This is a genomic window from Nostoc sp. KVJ3 (assembly GCF_026127265.1).
In the GTDB taxonomy this organism is placed as follows: Bacteria; Cyanobacteriota; Cyanobacteriia; order Cyanobacteriales; family Nostocaceae; genus Nostoc.
Window position 1 is genome coordinate 1,670,319 of sequence record NZ_WWFG01000001.1, and the last position, 19,023, is coordinate 1,689,341.

General features: G+C 41.7%; 15 protein-coding genes. 5 read left to right on the forward strand and 10 right to left on the reverse strand.

What is annotated here, in order from left to right; translation table 11 throughout:
* Nucleotides 1-85: 85 nt before the first annotated feature.
* The 4 genes from GTQ43_RS06690 to GTQ43_RS06705 all read right to left on the reverse strand — a co-directional run bounded on the left by GTQ43_RS06690 (nucleotide 86) and on the right by GTQ43_RS06705 (nucleotide 4,299).
* Nucleotides 86-1,117, reverse strand: coding sequence for a hypothetical protein (locus tag GTQ43_RS06690; protein WP_265271736.1), 1,032 nt, complete (start codon nucleotides 1,115-1,117; stop codon nucleotides 86-88).
* Nucleotides 1,118-1,127: 10 nt separating this feature from the next.
* A complete protein-coding gene (locus tag GTQ43_RS06695; RefSeq protein WP_114083336.1) occupies nucleotides 1,128-1,373 on the reverse strand; it encodes a hypothetical protein in 246 nt (81 codons plus the stop codon).
* 718 nt (nucleotides 1,374-2,091) lie between these two features.
* Nucleotides 2,092-2,562 (reverse strand): Hsp20/alpha crystallin family protein, encoded by a 471-nt coding sequence (locus tag GTQ43_RS06700; RefSeq protein WP_265271744.1) that lies wholly within the window; start codon nucleotides 2,560-2,562, stop codon nucleotides 2,092-2,094.
* 216 nt (nucleotides 2,563-2,778) lie between these two features.
* Nucleotides 2,779-4,299 (reverse strand): energy transducer TonB, encoded by a 1,521-nt coding sequence (locus GTQ43_RS06705; protein ID WP_265271746.1) that lies wholly within the window; start codon nucleotides 4,297-4,299, stop codon nucleotides 2,779-2,781.
* 324 nt (nucleotides 4,300-4,623) lie between these two features.
* Here GTQ43_RS06705 and GTQ43_RS06710 point away from each other — a divergent pair, with 324 nt between their 5' ends.
* Together GTQ43_RS06710 and GTQ43_RS06715 are read left to right on the forward strand one after the other, a co-directional pair.
* The gene (locus GTQ43_RS06710) at nucleotides 4,624-5,277 is read left to right on the forward strand and encodes a MotA/TolQ/ExbB proton channel family protein (protein WP_265271748.1); all 654 of its coding nucleotides are present in this window, start codon (nucleotides 4,624-4,626) and stop codon (nucleotides 5,275-5,277) included.
* A complete protein-coding gene (locus GTQ43_RS06715) occupies nucleotides 5,261-5,662 on the forward strand; it encodes an ExbD/TolR family protein (RefSeq protein WP_265271750.1) in 402 nt (133 codons plus the stop codon). Before GTQ43_RS06710 ends, GTQ43_RS06715 begins: the two co-directional genes overlap by 17 nt.
* Before the next feature lie 333 nt (nucleotides 5,663-5,995).
* On the opposite strand, the gene cbiE is transcribed toward GTQ43_RS06715, so the two are convergent.
* A complete protein-coding gene (gene cbiE / locus GTQ43_RS06720; protein ID WP_265271752.1) occupies nucleotides 5,996-7,210 on the reverse strand; it encodes a precorrin-6y C5,15-methyltransferase (decarboxylating) subunit CbiE in 1,215 nt (404 codons plus the stop codon).
* Nucleotides 7,211-7,391: 181 nt separating this feature from the next.
* Here cbiE and GTQ43_RS06725 point away from each other — a divergent pair, with 181 nt between their 5' ends.
* Nucleotides 7,392-7,613 (forward strand): hypothetical protein, encoded by a 222-nt coding sequence (locus tag GTQ43_RS06725; RefSeq protein ID WP_265271754.1) that lies wholly within the window; start codon nucleotides 7,392-7,394, stop codon nucleotides 7,611-7,613.
* Complete coding sequence (locus tag GTQ43_RS06730) at nucleotides 7,591-7,806, forward strand: hypothetical protein (RefSeq protein ID WP_265271755.1); 216 nt, start codon at nucleotides 7,591-7,593, stop codon at nucleotides 7,804-7,806. The genes GTQ43_RS06725 and GTQ43_RS06730 overlap by 23 nt, the downstream gene beginning before the upstream one ends.
* 32 nt (nucleotides 7,807-7,838) lie before the next feature.
* Here the strand turns inward: GTQ43_RS06730 and GTQ43_RS06735 are convergent, their stop codons facing one another.
* The 5 genes from GTQ43_RS06735 to GTQ43_RS06755 form a co-directional block, all read right to left on the reverse strand.
* On the reverse strand, nucleotides 7,839-8,642 hold the full coding sequence (locus GTQ43_RS06735) for a class I SAM-dependent methyltransferase (RefSeq protein WP_265271756.1): 804 nt from the start codon (nucleotides 8,640-8,642) through the stop codon (nucleotides 7,839-7,841).
* Nucleotides 8,643-9,247: 605 nt separating this feature from the next.
* A complete protein-coding gene (locus GTQ43_RS06740) occupies nucleotides 9,248-10,456 on the reverse strand; it encodes a 4-hydroxy-3-methylbut-2-enyl diphosphate reductase (RefSeq protein ID WP_265271759.1) in 1,209 nt (402 codons plus the stop codon).
* Nucleotides 10,457-10,551: 95 nt separating this feature from the next.
* A complete protein-coding gene (locus GTQ43_RS06745; protein ID WP_265271760.1) occupies nucleotides 10,552-11,409 on the reverse strand; it encodes an SGNH/GDSL hydrolase family protein in 858 nt (285 codons plus the stop codon).
* Between the two features lie 122 nt (nucleotides 11,410-11,531).
* A complete protein-coding gene (locus tag GTQ43_RS06750) occupies nucleotides 11,532-12,947 on the reverse strand; it encodes an ammonium transporter (protein WP_414859110.1) in 1,416 nt (471 codons plus the stop codon).
* A 661-nt stretch (nucleotides 12,948-13,608) separates the two neighbouring features.
* The gene (locus GTQ43_RS06755) at nucleotides 13,609-13,932 is read right to left on the reverse strand and encodes a YnfA family protein (RefSeq protein WP_265271762.1); all 324 of its coding nucleotides are present in this window, start codon (nucleotides 13,930-13,932) and stop codon (nucleotides 13,609-13,611) included.
* A gap of 226 nt (nucleotides 13,933-14,158) precedes the next feature.
* Here GTQ43_RS06755 and GTQ43_RS06760 point away from each other — a divergent pair, with 226 nt between their 5' ends.
* Nucleotides 14,159-18,847, forward strand: coding sequence for a GAF domain-containing protein (locus GTQ43_RS06760; RefSeq protein ID WP_265271764.1), 4,689 nt, complete (start codon nucleotides 14,159-14,161; stop codon nucleotides 18,845-18,847).
* Nucleotides 18,848-19,023: the final 176 nt, after the last annotated feature.

Genomic DNA, 19,023 nt, shown 5'->3' on the forward strand with positions numbered 1-19,023 from the left:
GAGCAGGGGGGAGCAGGGGGAGAAATAAAGAACTAATGCCCCATGCCCCATGCCCAATTCTCAATGCCCAATTCCCAATGCCAATTTAACGAAAACTACTCTTCAATATCAGATTTGAGTCTAAAGTATAAAAGCCGATTTCGTTAGGAACCCTAGAGAATCGGCCTGTCCGATAGCCTCTAGATAATTCATTCAAGACCTTATTTTTGATCTCTCTAATTTGATGAGAATCTAGTTCTCCATAAATTCCGGCGATGACTTCAGCAACACTGAAAACTTTACCTGGATTGTCTTCAAACAGAGAGGTGAGAGCATCAATTAAGAATTGACCCTCAAAGGCTTTGAGCATCGGTACTGTTTTTGTCGGGGGTACAAAAGGCTTCTTATTTTTGTTTCTAGAAGCACCATTGCGCTTACTTGGGGCTACCAAACTTAAATCTAGAGTATAACAACCTGGTTCATCGGGAATAGTTACCCAATAATTCCTTTCTCTACCTTGGGTAAGGGAAGATTGAACTCTACCTTTAACTACTTTGAATAGATTGGAATCCAACTCTCCATAAAGCGATCGCACGATAAAATCGATATGACAGACAGTGCCTATCTGCTCTTGCAATAGTTGTTTGATGGCTTCCATTCGCGAGATAGCGTGCTGATACTTGGATAGCATGGGAATTTCTGCCACCTTCGTTGAACTATCGTTGTTCTCTAGCGCCCTATTCGCATCTGGTGATGTAGTTGGAGGTTTTCTCTCTTTTGTATCAACAGTGGCAGAAAAAGAATTATCGATCTCAACCCGATCTGAGTCTGTGAGTTCTAACTGTAGAGACTCTACCAAGTTGATTTCATTGATGTCATCAAGAGGTGATAAAAACCTCACAGATCCTTCTTGAGAAACATTCGAGGTTTCATCAGCTGCTGTCAGTCTTGATATGTGCTTGTTGCTATCAGAAGAAGACCAGTTAGACAACAACGCCTCTACATGATCTAGCTGCGATCGCGCCTGTACAAAGAGGCGTTCATACTCTTCTGTGAGGCGAGCATAATAGTCTCGTAATTCCAACAGTGGTGAGAGAAAAGTGCCCGGAGGTGGTTCTAATTGTCCATTTTGAGTCATAAGGCTTCAATCAATTTAAATCGATGTCACTTTTATAAGACATTGGTCTGGGTTTTGCTTTCTGAGATGTTGGCTGGGATTTTTTCGGTGCTTGGGGAGGGCGACATCTCTCACAATATAAGGGTCTAGGCCCGAACGTCTCGCGTTTTGTCAGATCGTTACACTCTTTACAGACAAACTGGAAAACACGAGTATGAATCTGTCTTTTGTGCGCCCTGACAGTGTATTCCCTAACATCAATGAATTTACTTGCCATAATCAGGATTGTGAATTGCCGTCGGATCAATGTCCTATCAATATAGCTATTCAAGCAAATCAAAGTGCATCAGTGTGTGTTTGTGTAGAAGTTTTATTCAAATTGGTGAATTTGACATCTAACATAAAGTGCAGATGAGCAACTTGAAAGTTAGCCATTGACTATTATCTCAGCATATAATTGACCATCGGCAAACACTACCAAGTAGGACGACGTAGATAATTCAAAGTTTGTAGTGAGCGGCTCTAGCTCTAATATCATGTCCGGCTAAAGACTTATCGTTTAGACCGCAGGGGGCAGGGAGCAGGGAGCAGGGGGAAAGAGGCTTTTCCGATTTTTGCACAGATGCGGTAATCACTTGTGATTACCGGGACATGATACTAAGTACTTGGATAGAATTAATTACACAATGTCATTGCGAATGAAGCGTAAAGCCTTCGGCATAGCTTCGCTTAACGCGGTAGCGTCTCGTAGAGATAGCGTAATGAAGCAATTCACTTGCGGTTGGGATTGCAACGCTTTGCTCGCAATGACTGTAAATATTTTTGTCCAACTACTTAACACTTCTTCCCTCGCGATCGAGGTGTATTGATTGGTGAAGCTATGGCTGTATAAGAAAGAACCGCCTCCTGTTTTTAGGAGGCGGGTATCATTGTTAATAGGAATGGGAATTAGGAGCAAAAGAACTCTTTCCTAATTTCTAATTTTCAGTTTTGAATTAACCAAGATTAACTTTGACGGCTTTGTGTTTTTCTGATTCAGCTTTCGGCAAGATCAAGTGGAGAATACCATTTTTGTATTCAGCTTGCACTTTGTCATTTTGAATTTGGGAAGGTAACGGGATTACTCGCTGAAACTTACCATAACGGAACTCAGACCGAGTTACACCGTTTTTTTGAGTCCTGGTTTCAACTTTACGCTCACCGCTAATCAAAACTGATTCGCGTGTTGCTTCTATATTTATATCTTTTGGTTCTAAACCAGGTACTTCTAGTCTCAAGTGAAGCGCATCATCAATTTCTTCTAGTTCAGCAGGAGGACTCAAGGTCAATCCAGGGGTATCACTACTATTAGTAGTTGGTATCAATGTGTCAAACAGTCGATTCATTTGCCGTTGTAATGTGTCGATTTCTCGCAATGGTTCTAAGCGTTCCACATCCAGAAATGGATTCCAACGAATCAGTGCCATAACTATCACCTCTAAGATATAACTATTTAGTCTCAGGAGGCTCAATCTCAAGCTTACTGGTTTGCAAACAATTGATAGAATATGTTTTTCAAGCAATCTTAAATTGCACAAAGCTCAATCTCAAGCTTCCTATGTATAAGAATAAATCAACCTTCAAGTTGAGCAGGTTCGGTTTTATTGTAATGTGCGATCGCAATAACCGTACCTTTTGTAACTCTACTGCTGACTTGTAGCGGGTGGTGCAGCAGGTTGTGGTTGCGATTGAGGTTGTTGGCGTAAACGGCGCAAAGATTCTCGCAGCTTGTTCTGGCTAGTGTTTTCTCTGCGCCGCCGCCGATTGGTGGTTGTTTGTGGCTGTTGTGATGAATCGGTAGTTGGTAAGGACTCTCTTGCAGTTCCTTGAGTGCGAGTTGTCCTAACTCTAGATGATGAGTTTATACCAGTGCTTTCACCTGTTTGAGGTTCCAACCGTCTACTAAACCCAGATATTGCTGGTTTTGTGGCTCTAGTTTCAGCTGGTTTTGTAGCTGTAGCTTCATTAGATGATGAAGATGTCAACTCTCTACGCCTACGTTTCGGAGCTTCTTGTGTGGAATTGGCAGCCGTTGTCTGCTGAGTTCTCTCTTCAGCTTGTCTTTGTGCTTGTCGTTCTTGAACTTGGCGCGATCGACTTGAACCTTTTATGGCAAATTCAGTAGCTATTGATACCCCTTGTCTACCACCTTCTGCGGGTTTTAATTTCCAGTCACGCGCTTGTCTCATAGTTTCTTCATCCAAGTCACGGTTTCCACTAGAGCGAGCAACCCGCACATTGGTGACATTGCCTTGTGCATCAGTATCTACAGCCACTTCTACTCTGCCTTCAACTCCTCGCCGTCTTGCTGCCTCTGGATATTTGGCATTACATTCGCGGCAAGCTGCACGACCATTACCATTACCAGAACTGTTAATTTTTGGAGGTGTTGGCGCTGTTGCTACTGTTGGGCGGTTTCCTACTCCATTGCCTGAACCACTACCAATTCCTGAACCTGAGCCACTGCCAATTCCTGAACCTGAGCCACTGCCAATTCCTGAACCTGAACCACCGCCAGAGCCTGAGCCTGAACCACCGCCAGAGCCTGTACTTAAACCAACGCCAGAGCTACCAGAGTTACCTGTCAAGACTGAATTACCACCGCCACCACCACTTTGAGGAGCAACAGTTGTCATAGGAATGAATGGCTTGGGAGCAATTTTCCCATCTGTCGGTTGTGAGTTTTGAGTAGTTTGTCTTGGTTGTTGTAGAACTGGCTGAATCTGAGTAGTTTGCTTTGGTTGTTGTGGAACTGACTGAATCTGAGTAGTTTGTCTTGGTTGTTGTGGAACTGGCTGAATTTGAGTAGTTTGCTTTGGTTGTTCTTGAACTGGCTGAATTTTTGGTTTTTCAATCAATTCTTGTACTGGTTTTTGTACTGATTGAGTTTCTATGGACTGTTTTTGAACAACTTCCGGTTCTTTTTTGGGTTCTTCTGGAATTTTTTCAAGTGGTTTTTCTGGTTCGGTAGTTGGAGAATCAACGATCGCCACCTCTATTGGTTCATCTTCTCCTGTGGGGACTCTCGTCAAATAATTACCTATGCCTGAAGACAGTACGCCGATATGCAGCGCCAGTGAACCTATCAGACTGTAAGTCAGAAAAGACTTGAGAGCCTCAACTTCTTTGGAACGTTGCTCGACAGTAATGCCAGAAAAGCTCATAGCTATTGCTACCTATTCTCACTAATCTAGTTATCTTAGAATGTAAGGTTATAAATATCAAGTCAACAATTAAAATTACTTGCGATCGCCTGACGGAACCCTCTCTTAGTAAAGACATCCTTAATATCATGGTTTTGAACAAAATTAATTTTTATTTTAATTAAATTATTTTATGTAAATTGAATAAAAAATTAACTATAAATTATGATAAGTATATTTAAAAATTATCATTATATTTTATAGTTTATTGAGAAAAAGTTTCAGCTTTGATCTAGATTCTGGTAGTCTGATTTTGTATTGTGGATGATGTTATAGAGGCACTACATGGGAATTCATAATTTGTTTGCAGCAGGTGGTGTGGTCATGTGGCCCCTGTTGTTGTTTTCGGTATTGGCAGTGGCATTGATGATTGAGCGTGTCAGATTTTGGGTAAGGATCAATCAGCGTCAAAGCCGTGTGGTGCGAGATGTTTTGAATCTCTACCGACTCGATAATCTTGTTGGTGCAATGGATAAACTTCAGAAAAATGCAGATTTGCCACTGGCAAGGATTTTTCTCGCTGCTTTAGAATTAGAAGAGCCAAATCCAGAAGAATTTCGTTTGGCATTAGAAAGCGAAGCCCAGGCTGAAATACCTGTACTTAAGCGCTTCCAAAACATTTTTGAGACAATAGTTGGTCTTGCGCCCTTGTTAGGTCTTCTCGGCACTGTGTTAGGATTAATTGCCTCCTTTGCTTCCCTAAACCTTGGTGATGTGGGAGGTACAAAAACAACTGGTGTTACATCTGGGATTAGTGAAGCTTTGGTATCAACTGCATCAGGATTGGTTGTTGCAATTTTTACACTCTTATTTGCCAATACCTTCCGGGGACTGTACCAGAGGCAAATTGCATTAATTCAAGAGTATGGGGGACAGCTAGAATTACTTTACCGTCGTCGTTATGAACGAGGAGAAAAAACTTATGCGTCTACCAGATGAACCAGAACTTCCACTACAGATCAACATCGTGCCGATGATTGACGTGATTTTTGCAATTTTGACATTTTTTATCATGTCAACTCTGTTTTTAACACGTTCTGAAGGTTTGCCAGTAAATTTACCAAAGGCTACCACCGCGAAACAGCAGCAAGTTCCCAATAAAATTACCATTACGGTAGATGCAAAACAACAGGTAAGCCTGAACCGGAAACCAGTTGCAGTTGATGATTTGACAGAGCAAGTCCGTGCTTTAGTTGGTTCTAACCAAGAAGTTTTAGTGATTATTAATGCTGATGAAAAAGTTGATTATGGGCGGGTAGTCGCGGTAATGGATCGGGTTCGTAAAGTTCAAGGGGCAAAGTTAGCGATCGCCACCCAAAAATGAAGAGAGCAGGGGGAGCAGGGGGAGCAGGGGAAGCAGGGGAAGCAGGGGGATTAAACTAAGCCAGACACTTGGGGTGGGGTTTCTACCTACCTTAAGATACAAGGATTTATTCGCGCCACTTGCGGGCGAGGTTTTGAACCTTTACTTTTTTTATAAAAAGTAGAAATATTGTGCATCAGAAGTTTACAGAGTCAGGAAAATTTTATATTCTGACTCTTCTCCTTCTTGTTCAAAGACTACAATAACTCGAAAACTTACTTTGAGAAAAGCGATCGCCATTAAATTGACTCTTATTATGTTTCAATAATTTCCGCAGTTGAAGCCGATTGTGAACTACTCAGACTTCACAACTATCCATTGCGTCACAGGTGCCATTGCTCGCCAACCCAAAAATTTACCAATGGGTTCCGCCTTCTGAATGGCAATACGAGTTAAATGGCCACCAACTTGTTCATGCCATTGAAATAAAGTTTGCTCACCCTCTACCGTCACCACATTTGCTACCAAACGTCCACCCGGCGGCAATGCCTCCCAGCAAACATTAAAAAGTCCCGTTGCTGTCACCCCACCACCAATAAAAATCGCATCTGGTGCTGGCAAATCTTTTAGGGCATGGGGTGCTTTGCCTGGAATGATTTGCAGATTTGGAGTACCAAGAGTGGTGGCATTATCAGCAATATATAGTAGTCTAGATGAATTTTGCTCGATCGCGATCGCTCGACACCGGGGATGGCTTCGCATCCATTCAATAGAAATTGAGCCGCAACCCGCGCCAACATCCCACAATAACCCGCCCGGTGCGGGAGCCAAAGCTGCTAGGGTGATTGCCCTAACTTCACGTTTAGTTAACTGTCCATCGTGGTGATAGGCGTTATCTGGTAATCCTGGTAATCTTGGTAAAGGGATAACCCCAGCATCGGCAATACAATCAACTGCGATCGCATTCAACGCCGCAACTTCCGTTTCGCTCCAAGATGTAGCCCTACCTGACACAATTCTTTCATGAGTGCCACCCATACGCTCCAATACGGTGACTTTGCTGCCACCATAGCCGCGATTTGTCAAAATTTGGGAAACAATGGCGGGCGTGTCCTTCCCCTCACTCAAAATTAACAGCCTAGCTCCCGGATAGATGTAAGACTGGAGTAATGAAGATGGACGACCATTTAAACTCAAGGTTTCCACCTCAGTTAAAGACCATCCCACCCTTGCACAGGCGAGGCTGAAGGCTGAAGGGGCAGGGATAATCATCATTTCCGAGATGGGAATTCGCCGCATCAAGGTGACACCAATGCCATAACACATCGGATCGCCGCTTGCAAGTACGCAGATCGGCTGACCCCGACGCTGAATGATTTCGTCTACAGACGTACTAATAGGGGATGCCCAGACTATTTTCTCACGTTGATCGTCTGGAGGGAGCATTGCCAAATGGCGATCGCCTCCGACAATTACTTTAGCTCGATCGACTAGAGAACGAGCGATCGCGCTTAACCCCTGTAATCCATCTTCCCCAATACCGACGATAGAAAGCCATTTTTCTGTCATGCTAATTCATGATTAAATTAATAATTATTACTTCATATAGCGGTTCCCATTCAAATGTGGTGCAAAATTATCTCGTAAGGTGTAGGGGTAATTCATGAATTGCCCCTACCGGTGTACCTCACATAAATGAGAACCGCTTTGGTACAATATATTTTATAGTGCTGGATTGAGGATAATTAGGATGAACTCACTCCCAGAAATAGAAGCCGCTATTATGCAACTATCTGAAGGTGAAATACGAAATTTATCAAACTGGCTTCAAGAATATCTCAATGATGCCTGGGATAAGCAAATTGAAGCAGATGCAAAATCTGGTCGATTGGATCGGTTAATCCAGCGTGCAAAGGCAGATATTGAAGCTAATCAGGTGCAACCGTTAGATGAAATCCTTAACAACCCCTGATTTTTGGCGCTCTTATACTGTACTTTCACCTGAAGTTAAAGAGCAAGCTAGAAAGGCGTATCGTCTTTGGATTAATAATCAATTTCATCCGTCTTTGCATTTTAAAAAAGTAGGAAATGATTTGTGGTCAGGCGAGGATTATTACTGGATCTGGATTGGTTCACATGATGAGTATGAGGCGTTGATTGGATAAGAACATTGCTGCTTTAATCTTCATCCTTTAGTTCAAGTTGCTACTTTATCAGCAATTACAAACAAGTAATCTCCGTTATTATTTTCATACTTATTGATAATCTCCTTAATTAGGCCTGTATTAATATCTGCTGCTAGCCTTTGACACCCTACGGCGATTTCATCTTGCGAAGCTAACAAAGAAAATGTAGAAATTCCAGAACGGACATTTTCATCTAAATATATTTCAGGACGATATTTACCACTATATAAAAATAGGTCTTGCAATTTTTTTGAAATAGAATAAGCTTGGATATTTATTGAGTTAAAACCTGCCTCATTGAGAGCATATTTGACCTTTTCTAAACTTGGCATTTGTTCAGCAGACTTATGTATAGCCTCTGGAAAATATTCGACTAACCAATATTTGCTTATTTGCTCTGGTGTTGCCGTGAATGACACAAAATGACCAGCCGCTAAGACACGGTAAATCTCCCGAAAAGCAGGAGTTAATGCAGCAAAATGATGTATTGCTAGGGTGCATAACACAGCTGAAAAAGCTCTATCAGCATAAGGCAAGGCTTCAGCTTCTGCAACTTGCCAATTTACAATATTACTCTTATTTGTAGCAGCATCAATCATCTTTTTTGACTGGTCTACTCCATGCCAAACACCAGCATATTTTGCTAAAGCTAGTGTGTAATTTCCAGTTCCACATCCCACATCAAGATATGAAAAATCTGATTTTAGCTGAAGGTGAACAGCTAATCGGGCAGCAATTTCAGGATCGGCCCGACGAGTCAAATCATAGCTTTTACCAATTTGCTCATAAACAGCCATTTCTTGAATTTCTCCCAATTTTTTAAAATAGTGAACAGTTATCAGTTATCAGTTTTGAGGGTTATAGTAAGGAATTTAATGCTTGAAAAATAAGGACTAAAGTCCTTACTACGAACTTGATAGCTGATATTAGTCTGATGTTTCGCCAATAAACGATCGCTGTTAAGTAAGTGGTTCAAATTAAATATCAAACCTCACTCTGCCTCCGGCTTCCCTCTCCTTACTAAGGCTACGGTGTACACACAAGTCTAATTACCCTCCTTAATCCCCCCGATGCATTAGTGGGAAACAAGAGAATTTCTTTCCCTCACCTTACTAAGGCTACGGTGTACACACAAGTCTTTGAGAGTGGCCTCATAGGCTTTTCATCCCCCCAACCCCCCGATAAATTGGGGGGCAAAAGTCTCTTAAAGTCCCCCTTTTTAAGGGGGATTTAGGGGGATCTCCAACGATTTTGGGTTTCTACAGAGATGTGTGTACACCGTAGCCTTTCTAAGAGGAGGGTTAGGGTGGGGTAATTTAAGGACTGGTGGTGATTCGATAACTTGTGTGTACACCATAGCCTTACTAAGGAGAGGGATTGAGGGTGAGGTCTGATCTTATATTTAATTACGCCTACCTACTTAAACCAGTATTGCTGTTGCTTTCACTGCAAAAATTCTCTCAATCACATCTTCTACTACCTTATCTGGTGTAGAAGCACCAGAAGTAATTCCTACAACAATTTCTCCATCTGGCAACCAGTTTTTTGTAGTTATTAATTGCCCATTTAATTGCCGATGTTCTATAGAATCTCCTAATTTAATCCTTTCAACAGTATCAATATGATAAGAAGGTATTCCTCGCTCAAAAGCAATTTGTTGCAATTGAGTAGTATTGGATGAATTGAATCCACCAATTACTACCATTAAATCTAAATTGTGTTCCACTAACTCCAACATGGCATCTTGCCGTTCTTGGGTGGCATCACAGATAGTATTAAAGCTTTGGAAATGCTGATTTAACTCGGTGGGGCCATACTTCTGCAACATAGTCCGCTCAAAAAGTTTCCCGATTTGCTCAGTTTCGCCTTTCAGCATTGTAGTTTGGTTGGCAATGCCAACTCTTTCTAAATCGCGATCGGGGTCAAATCCGGCTGAACAAGCTTTCGCAAATTTGGTCAGAAACTCTTCCCGGTTCCCACCATTGATAATATAGTCAGCAACATACTGTGCTTCTGACAAATTCAACACAATTAAATACTTGCCCGCAAAGGAACTTGTAGCAACTGTTTCTTCGTGTTTATATTTACCGTGAATTATTGATGTGTAATCGATTTTTTTGTGCTTTTCTACTGTATTCCAAACTTTAGATACCCAAGGGCAAGTTGTATCAACTATTTTGCAGCCTTTATCGTGAAGGATCTGCATTTCTTGAACGCTAGCCCCAAAAGCAGGTAGTATTACTACATCACCAGTGCCAACAACAGAAAAGTCTTTATTTTTTCCTTCAATGGGGATGAATTCTACCGCCATTTCCTGCATTCGCTGATTTACAGAAGGGTTGTGGATAATCTCGTTAGTAATCCAGATGTGTTCTGTGGGAAAGTGCTGACGGGTTTCATAGGCCATAGCCACAGCCCGTTCTACACCCCAGCAAAAGCCAAAGGCTTGTGCTAGTCGGATTGTCACATTACCCCGTTGCAGGATGTAATTGCGATCGCGGATTTCTTGAATTAAGTTACTCTGATACTCAGATTGCAACTGAGTGGCAACTTCTGCTTGATGACCAAAGCCCTTGCGATTGTAATTTTCCGAATGTTGCAAGCTGCGCTTAAAAGCTTTTGTATCCATTAGATTTGTCTATTTAAACCACTATTCTTTATTTTCTCGCGCCAAGCCGCGATTTATACAGAGTTGTATTCAAAGATATTACTTCTTTTTGTCCTTTAACCTTTTTCCCCCGAAGGATTTTGGCGCTGAGATTTTAATTCGATTTCGCCATAAATCTGCAATGCAGAACGCCAAACTATATAGCCTTCAGGACTTAAATGTAAGCCATCAGTAGTAAATTCGCGGCGGAGATTTCCTTGTTTGTTGGTAAACAGGGGATATAAATCGAGATATTTGACACCTTTTTTGGTAGATATACTTTGCAGTTGCTGATTCAACTCGCGAATCCGACTATTAGCAACGGCTAACAGTTTATCTTTTCCTTTCCAGGTCGCTTCTTCTGCCGCATGTGGCAAAATCGATTGGACAACAATTTGCGCTGTGGGATGCGTCTTTTGGAGGTAATTGATAATTTGGCGCTGATTATCTAAAATTACCCCATTGCTCATCCCCCGAATTAGGTCATTAATGCCAATCATCACAAAAATTACCTCTGGCTGGGTACGGTCAAATATCTTCAATCTGTTCAAAAGTCCATTGCTGGTTTCGCCAGAAATTCCTTGATTGAGCCAAGTTTTACCTTCGGGTAATAACTCAGGGGGAAACCACAAACTTAGCGAATCTCCCGCCAGGATGCTTAAATGCCCAGGATGTTGGTCAGATGCAACCTTAGCTTCTTGTTTGAGGATGTCTACCCACTCTTGGTAAGTGAGTTGGTGACGGCGACCCAAATCAGGTGTAACAATTTGGGGTGAGTTGTTCAGGTTGATTGATTCTGAGGATGTTACTATCCCAAAAAAGGCGGACAATCTCTGCTGTTGCCAAATTAGCAGGATGACCGCCAACATTAGGATGCCGTTGGTTAACAGCGAGAAAAATGCCCAGATAGGAAAGGTTTTTGCAGAAGTAGACACGACTAGCGAAATTTACCAATTATTTGAATCAAATTTTAACGCTAGCGATCGCAAATTACACAATTTTAAAATGGGGATTGAGGAGATGGGGGAGATAAATAACTCCTAACTCCTAACTCCTACTAAGTCGGACGATCGCCAAACTCGGAGTTGTAACCTTCTTCGCCGTGTTCGTTGATATCCAAACCTTGCAATTCAGCTTCTTCTTTGACTCGCAGACCGACTGTAGCATCAATAACCTTGAGAATAATCCACGTACCAACAGCTGCGATCGCATAAGCAACGGCAATTGCTGCTAGTTCAACTCCCAATTCCCCAAAATTACCACGCAATACTCCCTCTTTACCTCCGCCGTTGACTTGAGTTGTGGCAAAGATGGCGGTTAAAATTGCCCCGACTGTACCACCAACGCCATGCACGGGATAGGTATCTAAAGCATCGTCAATTTCTAGCTTGTGCTTGAAACTGATGGCATAGAAGCAAACAAAGGCGGTAATGAAACCAATTAAAATCGCTGATAGGGGTGTGACAAACCCGGCGGCGGGAGTGATGCCCACTAAACCAGCAACGGCCCCTGTAGCTGCTCCTACGGCGGTTGGTTTACCCCGTAAAACTGCTTCCATAATTAGCCACATTAATGCTGCTGCTGCTGCCGCCGCATTGGTGGCAACAAAGGCTGTTGTTGCCAGATTGGTAACGACGCTACCAGAAGTTCCACTAGCAACAGATAGGGCGCTCCCAGCGTTGAAGCCGAACCAACCAAACCACAGCAAGCCAGCACCCAGCAAAATAAACGGAACGTTGTGCGGTGGGCTAAGGCGGTCTGGATGGGTTTTCCGAGGGCCAAGGACAATAGCAGCTACTAGGGCAGAAACGCCAGAACTAATGTGAACTACTGTACCCCCGGCAAAGTCGAGGGCACCCAATCCACCAGCCAAGCCCAAGAATCCACCTTTAGCCCATACCATGTGTGCCAGTGGAGCATAAACAAAGGTTGACCACAAGAGGACAAACAGCGAATAAGCGCGGAAACTCATCCGTTCTGCGATCGCTCCAGAAATTAAGGCTGGGGTGATAATGGCAAACATGGCTTGGTAGATCATGAATGCCTGGTGGGGTATCGTTCCCGCATAAGAAGTTAAATCAGCATATTTGGGGTCTGCTGCTTTCAGGGCATCTTCATAAGGCAGATGCGGCAAGTAGCCTTGAGTCTCTAAACCGACACCATTCAAACCAAGCCACTGTAATCCACCAATGAATGGCAACCCTGGTGCAAAGGAAAGACTATAACCCCAGAGAATCCAGGTAACTCCCACAATCGCCATCAACACAAAGCTCATCATCAATGTGTTTAGGATATTCCGCGATCGCACAAATCCCCCATAGAAAAATGCCAATCCTGGTGTCATTAACAGCACGAGCGCTGCTGAAATCAGCATAAATGCCGTATCTCCAGTATCAGCAGCAGGTGGACTAGCGGCTGGTGCTTGGGCAAAAGCATTGCCCATCAGCGGCCCTGCCAAAAACAGTAGGGTCATAGCCCCAATCATCACAACTTTCTTCAACACTTCTTTTTCTTCCTAAGCACCAATGATTTGTATCCTTAACTACATTTGATTACTTTTAGTTATACATTTTTGTCTTGAAAGTTACTGAACCTTAATTTTCTGAAAATGTTAACAAAAATATAATCCCGATTGTAGTTGTCAAGATTACAATAAGGGTATATGCATGAGATCATTGCATCTTTTTTTTTTGAAGAATAACATTTTATGCAAGCGCTACAAAATTGCAAATTTTTAGTTACCTAGTGTTACAAACCAAGATACTTGTGAGAATTGAGAATTATTGTGAATTCTTAGATAACTTGCACAAATATGTGATGAATTTTCTTTATATCTCCCGCATAAAAGCTTAGATACCTAGATTGCTGCTTGTCATCGAAACAGTGCTGAGTGCTGTACGCGAATAGCGGGGGTTTAGCCCGTAACTCGGCTTAGAGTAAAAAAGTAATAATTGCACTTCATTTCAGAAGGTCTGAGAGCAACTGCTTTTAAGCCAAGGAAAAAGAAATCAATATTTATTTCGAGATGCGTAGCGTATATTTAATATGTCCTTACTTCAATCCCACTTCGGCAAGCTCAGTGCATCGCCTAGATTTATCTCTCTTAGTTACTCAGCCCTCAGCACTCAGCCCTATTAAGTTCTAGGTGCAAACATGATAATTAAAACACTGACTAAAGCTAAACAGGCTCCTATTAGGTCGTAACGGTCTGGAGTTAAGCCGTCTACCTTCCAACCCCAAAGCATTGCCATTGCGATAAACACACCACCGTAAGCCGCATAAACTCTACCAAAATTTGCTGATTGAAGAGTTGCAATAATCCCATAGATAGCTAAAGCAATTCCCCCCAATATGCCCCACCAAAACGGCTTACCTTCGCGCAACCACAACCATATCAGGTAGCCGCCCCCGATTTCAAATAAACCAGCCCACAAAAAATACAACAGAGACTTAATCATTTAACTCATAACTTATTCTTGAATAACGTCGAACTCAGTAAAATTACGCTAACGCTTTTAACTAAACTGTTGTCATTAATTAGAGTAAGTTTGTTGAACTGGGAATTGGGAATTGGGAATTGGGCATTGGGCATTGGGAAAGAAACTTGTTAAATAATTCTCCCTTGTCTCCCTGTCTTCCTACACCCTGCCCCCTTTCCCAGTCCCATGTAGATAAGGCTTAAGGATGAAAGCACCATTACCTGATAACGAAGCACAGAGAATCGAGACGCTTTTGCACTATAAAATTCTCGACACGCCACCTGAAGCGGCCTTTGACGACCTTACTCGTTTAGCCTCATATATTTGTCAAACTCCTATTGCCTTAATTAGCCTAATTGATAAAAATCGCCAGTGGTTCAAGTCAAAAGTCGGCTTGGATGCTATGGAAACACATCGAGATTTCGCATTTTGTGCCCATACTATTTTACAGCCTGATGTTTTTGTTGTGCCCGATACAACAAATGATGAAAGGTTTGCTAAAAACCCACTGGTAACGTATGACCCCAATATTCGCTTTTATGCTGGTGTAGCTCTGACTAATCCAGAGGGATACGCGCTAGGAACTCTATGTGTAATTGACTACGTTCCACGAGAACTTACTCTAGAGCAAATAGAGGCATTACGAATATTAGGTCGTCAAGTCATTAAGCAACTGGAATTACGCAGAAATTTAGCAAGTTTGGTACTTGTGACTAAAAAAGGCAAACAGACGCAGAAGATAAGTAAACAATTTTTTAAAAAGATTGCGACAGGTTTTGGTTTAGCATCAATAATTTTAGTTTTAATTGGTGTAGTTTCCTATCAAAATACCAGAGTATATATTTATAATCGGAGTATAATAAAGAACGCTTATGGAAAAATTAACAGCTTAGAAAAACTACTGTCTCAGTTAAAGGATGCGGAGACTGCGGAACATAATTATATCCTGACGGGAAAAGAAACTTATCTAAAACCTTATCAAGAAGCAGTTGCCAACGTTGCTCAAGAAATTACCAAACTAAAGGATTTAACCACAGATCAACCAAACCAAGAAAAGCAGATTGCAAAGCTTGAATCTCTGACTCAAGCTAAACTTAGTGAACTAAAACAGAATATCGACTTCCGCCAGAAGAAAGGATTAGAGGCGGCATTGCAGCGACTACTGACAAATAAAAGTCAAAATCTCATCGATGATATCAGCAAGGTGAGCAATGAGATAGAGAACGAAGAAAAGGAGCGGCGTGAGCAACTGTCACAAACAACAAAAGCTTGGACTCGCAAAACATCTGTGACAATTGCGATCGCTATTTGCGTAAGTTTTATCATTCTTGCTGTAATTTACTACTTTATCTATCGTGAGGTAACAGAGCGCAAAAGGGCAGAAGAAACCTTAAATCAAGAACGTAATTTTATCTCAGCAGTCCTTGATACAGCCAGCGCGTTGGTAACAGTTCTCGATTCTCAAGGAAAAATCGTTCGTTTCAATCAAGCTTGTGAGCAAATAACTGGTTACTCCTTCGATGAGGTGAGGGGTAGGTATTTCTGGAACTTGTTCCTACTTCCTGAAGAAGTGGAGTCAGGTAAAGCAGTTTTTGAGGAATTGCTAACTGGTAGAGGCTTCCTGGAGTATGAAAACCATTGGATAATGAAGGATGGCAGCCGCCGATTGATTGCCTGGTCGAATACCTTCTTAAAAGACTATGAAGGAGCGGTGGAATACATTGTTGGTACTGGCACTGATATCACCATTCGCAAACGAACCCAACAGCATTTAATGGCACAATATGCTGTAACCCTTGTTTTGGCGGAGTCCACGACTATCAGCGAGGCTATCCCCCAAATCTTGCAAGGGATCTGTGAGAGTTTGGGATGGGATTTAGGTGAAATTTGGATGGTAGATCAGCAAGCAAATGTGCTGCGTTTTATGAACATTTGGTATGAAGCATCCCTTGAAGTGCAAGAATTTGAAGCATTGAAGCGGCAAACAACCTTTATTCAAGGAGTTGGATTACCGGGGCGTGTCTGGGCTAGTTCTGAACCTGTTTGGCTGACTAATATTGTTAAGGATTTGAATTTCCCTCACTTCAAAATTGCCAATCAAATAGGACTAAACACTGCTTTCGGTTTTCCAATCCGCAGTGGTAACAAAATCCTTGGTGTGATTACCTGCTTCAATCGTGAAATCCAACCACCCGATCCAGATTTGACCAAAACGATGAATTTGATCGGTGAGCAAGTGGGCCAATTTATCCAGCGTAAACAGGCTGAAGAGGAATTACAACGCCAAAACTTGCGATCGCAACTTTTTACCGAAATCACCCTCAAAATTCGCCAGTCTTTGCAAATCGAAGAAATTCTTCAAATCACCGTCGAGGAGGTACAAAAGATTCTCCAAACTGACCGAGTTTTGATTTATCAGCTTTTACCAGATGAGTCTGCAACCAACGTTATTGAAGCAGTAGTTTCAGGCTTACCAACAATCAAAGAGCTAAACATTAGTGCCCCCTATTTTCGAGCCGAATATTTACAGCAATACTATCTACAGCAGTACCGTCAAGGAAGGGTTTTCGGGCTGGCTGATTTGGATTTGCTGGAACTCCAACAAAGCAATCTAGAATTACTGCAAAAGTTTGGGGTTAAAGTTAATTTGGTTGTCCCCATACTTGTTAAAGAAGAACTTCGCGGTTTGCTTATAGTTCATCAGTGTGATGATTCCCGCCAATGGTCTAGTTTTGAAACTCATCTTTTACGGCAAATAGCCGATCAAGTCGGTATTGCCTTAGCCCAAGCCCAACTTTTAGCAGCAGAAACCTGTCAGCGACAAGAACTTGAAATTGCCCGTCGCCAAGCTGAATTAGCTTCTCAGACTAAAAGTGCCTTTTTAGCAAATATAAGTCATGAAATTCGCACTCCGATGAATGCTGTTTTGGGAATGACCAGTTTGGTCTTAGATACTCCCTTAGACCCAGAACAGCGAGATTTTATTGAAACAATTCGGATTAGTGGAGATTCCCTTTTAAGTTTAATCAACGAGATTTTGGATATTTCCAAACTTGAAGTTGGAGAAATGGCTCTAGAAACTCTAGATTTTGACCTATCTACTTGCGTTGAAGAAGTCTTAGATTTATTAGCTCCCTCAGCCCATAATAAGGGATTAGAAATTGCTGCCCTCATCGATCGCAATGTCCCCACCCAAGTGAAAGGGGACGCTGGTAGGCTGCGGCAAATTCTGATGAACCTGATGAGCAACGCTATTAAGTTTACTAGCACTGGTGAAGTATTAGTACAAGTAAAATTATGTTCGCTTTCCTCTACTACAGCCACCATTAATTTTGTCATTACAGATACAGGTCTTGGCATTAGCCCTGAAGACCAACGCAAACTCTTTACGCCATTTACTCAAGTGGATGCTTCTACCACTCGCAGATATGGTGGTACCGGTTTAGGATTAGCTATTTGTAAACAACTGGTGACTTTAATGGGAGGAGTCATTGGGGTGGAAAGTCAGATAGAGAAAGGATCTAAGTTTTGGTTTGAAGTACCTTTTGCCAGACAAATTGACCCGATTTTACCAAAATGCGATCGCGAACTTTTGATCAATCGTCGCTTGTTAGTAGTAGATAAAAACACTACTAATTGCAAAATTATCTACCATCAAGCTACTCATTGGGGAATGCAGGTAGACCAAGCTGAGAGTGTTCCTGCTGCCCTCAAAGCTATTCAAGAAGCTTGTGAGCAGGGGAATTCTTATGATGTCGTCTTGGTTGATATGCAAGTGGCTCAAACAAATGGCATGACTTTAAAAGAACAAATTAAAGCCAATCCTGCAATTGCTGAGATCCCTTTGATTATGCTCACCTCTATTAATCAACAGGCCCAAGTGCAACGAGCGCTCAAAATAGGATTTGCTGCTTATTTAGTCAAACCCCTTAAGCCATCTCGACTCCTTGATACCATTATGACTATTCTAAAAAATCATCCTGAACCGGAAAAAGGTGCTAATAGCAGGAGACTAGAGGCTACTAAAGAAATCTTAAGTACAGAAAATTCTAGCATTCTTACTTCTCCTTCCCTCAATCCCTTGACTAAATCTAAGTTACGAATTCTCTTAGCTGAAGATAATTTGATTAATCAAAAAGTAGCCATAAAGCAACTTCAGAGTTTGGGTTACAAAGCCGATGTCGTTGCCAATGGAAAAGAAGTTTTACAACTATTAGAAAAAATTCCTTACGATTTAATTCTAATGGATTGCCAAATGCCAATTCTCGACGGTTTAGAAACCACAAAAGAAATTCATCGTTGGCAAGAAGATGCTTTTGCTTTGCGTCGTCGTCCGGTGGTAATTGCGATGACGGCTAATGCCATGAAAGAAGACGAACAAATGTGTCTAAAAGCTGGAATGGATGACTATCTGAGTAAACCAGTGTTTAAAGAAAAATTGGCTGCGACTCTAGAACATTGGACAGGGGTAATCCTCTCAAAACAAGACCCAGTTACGGATATAGATGAACAGACAGTTTCCACCACGAATAACGACACGTCTGACCTAGCAATTAATTGGGAACACTTGCATCGGATATCGGGAAATGATGAAGAATTTGAATTAAATCTATTGCAAATATGCGTTGAAGATATTAAACCCCGTTTAGAAATAATTATTGCAGCGATCGCAGCTAATGACTTTGGGAAAATTGCCCGAGAAGCTCATCATCTTAAAGGTGCTAGTGCTAACATTGGGGCCACGGCTATGTACTCAGCATCTGACAAATTAGAACAATTGGCCAATCGTCAAGAACTTAAAGATACTAATGAATTAATTTTAGAGTTAAAAGAATTTGTCAACTCCATTCAAGACTTTTTAACAAGAAGAAATTTAGGAGTCATAGGTCAATAAATCTGAAATTAATATTCAAAACAGCTTTAATGCAACCGTACCAGCAAAAACTTGTACAAAATATTACAATATTTCCGTGAAAAACCCCCGTGTATAATCTTCCTATGTATCCAACAACTTTAGACGATAGGTTTGCTGATATAGTAGCTGATACCGCTAATAATTGGCGATTTCTC

Coding starts and splice junctions, on each gene's coding strand:
- GTQ43_RS06690 (WP_265271736.1), bottom strand. CDS start 1,117: ATGACTCAAAATGGACAATTAGAACCACCTCCGGGCACTTTTCTCTCA.
- GTQ43_RS06695 (WP_114083336.1), bottom strand. CDS start 1,373: ATGGCAAGTAAATTCATTGATGTTAGGGAATACACTGTCAGGGCGCAC.
- GTQ43_RS06700 (WP_265271744.1), bottom strand. CDS start 2,562: ATGGCACTGATTCGTTGGAATCCATTTCTGGATGTGGAACGCTTAGAA.
- GTQ43_RS06705 (WP_265271746.1), bottom strand. CDS start 4,299: ATGAGCTTTTCTGGCATTACTGTCGAGCAACGTTCCAAAGAAGTTGAG.
- GTQ43_RS06710 (WP_265271748.1), top strand. CDS start 4,624: ATGGGAATTCATAATTTGTTTGCAGCAGGTGGTGTGGTCATGTGGCCC.
- GTQ43_RS06715 (WP_265271750.1), top strand. CDS start 5,261: ATGCGTCTACCAGATGAACCAGAACTTCCACTACAGATCAACATCGTG.
- cbiE (WP_265271752.1), bottom strand. CDS start 7,210: ATGACAGAAAAATGGCTTTCTATCGTCGGTATTGGGGAAGATGGATTA.
- GTQ43_RS06725 (WP_265271754.1), top strand. CDS start 7,392: ATGAACTCACTCCCAGAAATAGAAGCCGCTATTATGCAACTATCTGAA.
- GTQ43_RS06730 (WP_265271755.1), top strand. CDS start 7,591: ATGAAATCCTTAACAACCCCTGATTTTTGGCGCTCTTATACTGTACTT.
- GTQ43_RS06740 (WP_265271759.1), bottom strand. CDS start 10,456: ATGGATACAAAAGCTTTTAAGCGCAGCTTGCAACATTCGGAAAATTAC.
- GTQ43_RS06750 (WP_414859110.1), bottom strand. CDS start 12,947: ATGACCCTACTGTTTTTGGCAGGGCCGCTGATGGGCAATGCTTTTGCC.
- GTQ43_RS06755 (WP_265271762.1), bottom strand. CDS start 13,932: ATGATTAAGTCTCTGTTGTATTTTTTGTGGGCTGGTTTATTTGAAATC.
- GTQ43_RS06760 (WP_265271764.1), top strand. CDS start 14,159: ATGAAAGCACCATTACCTGATAACGAAGCACAGAGAATCGAGACGCTT.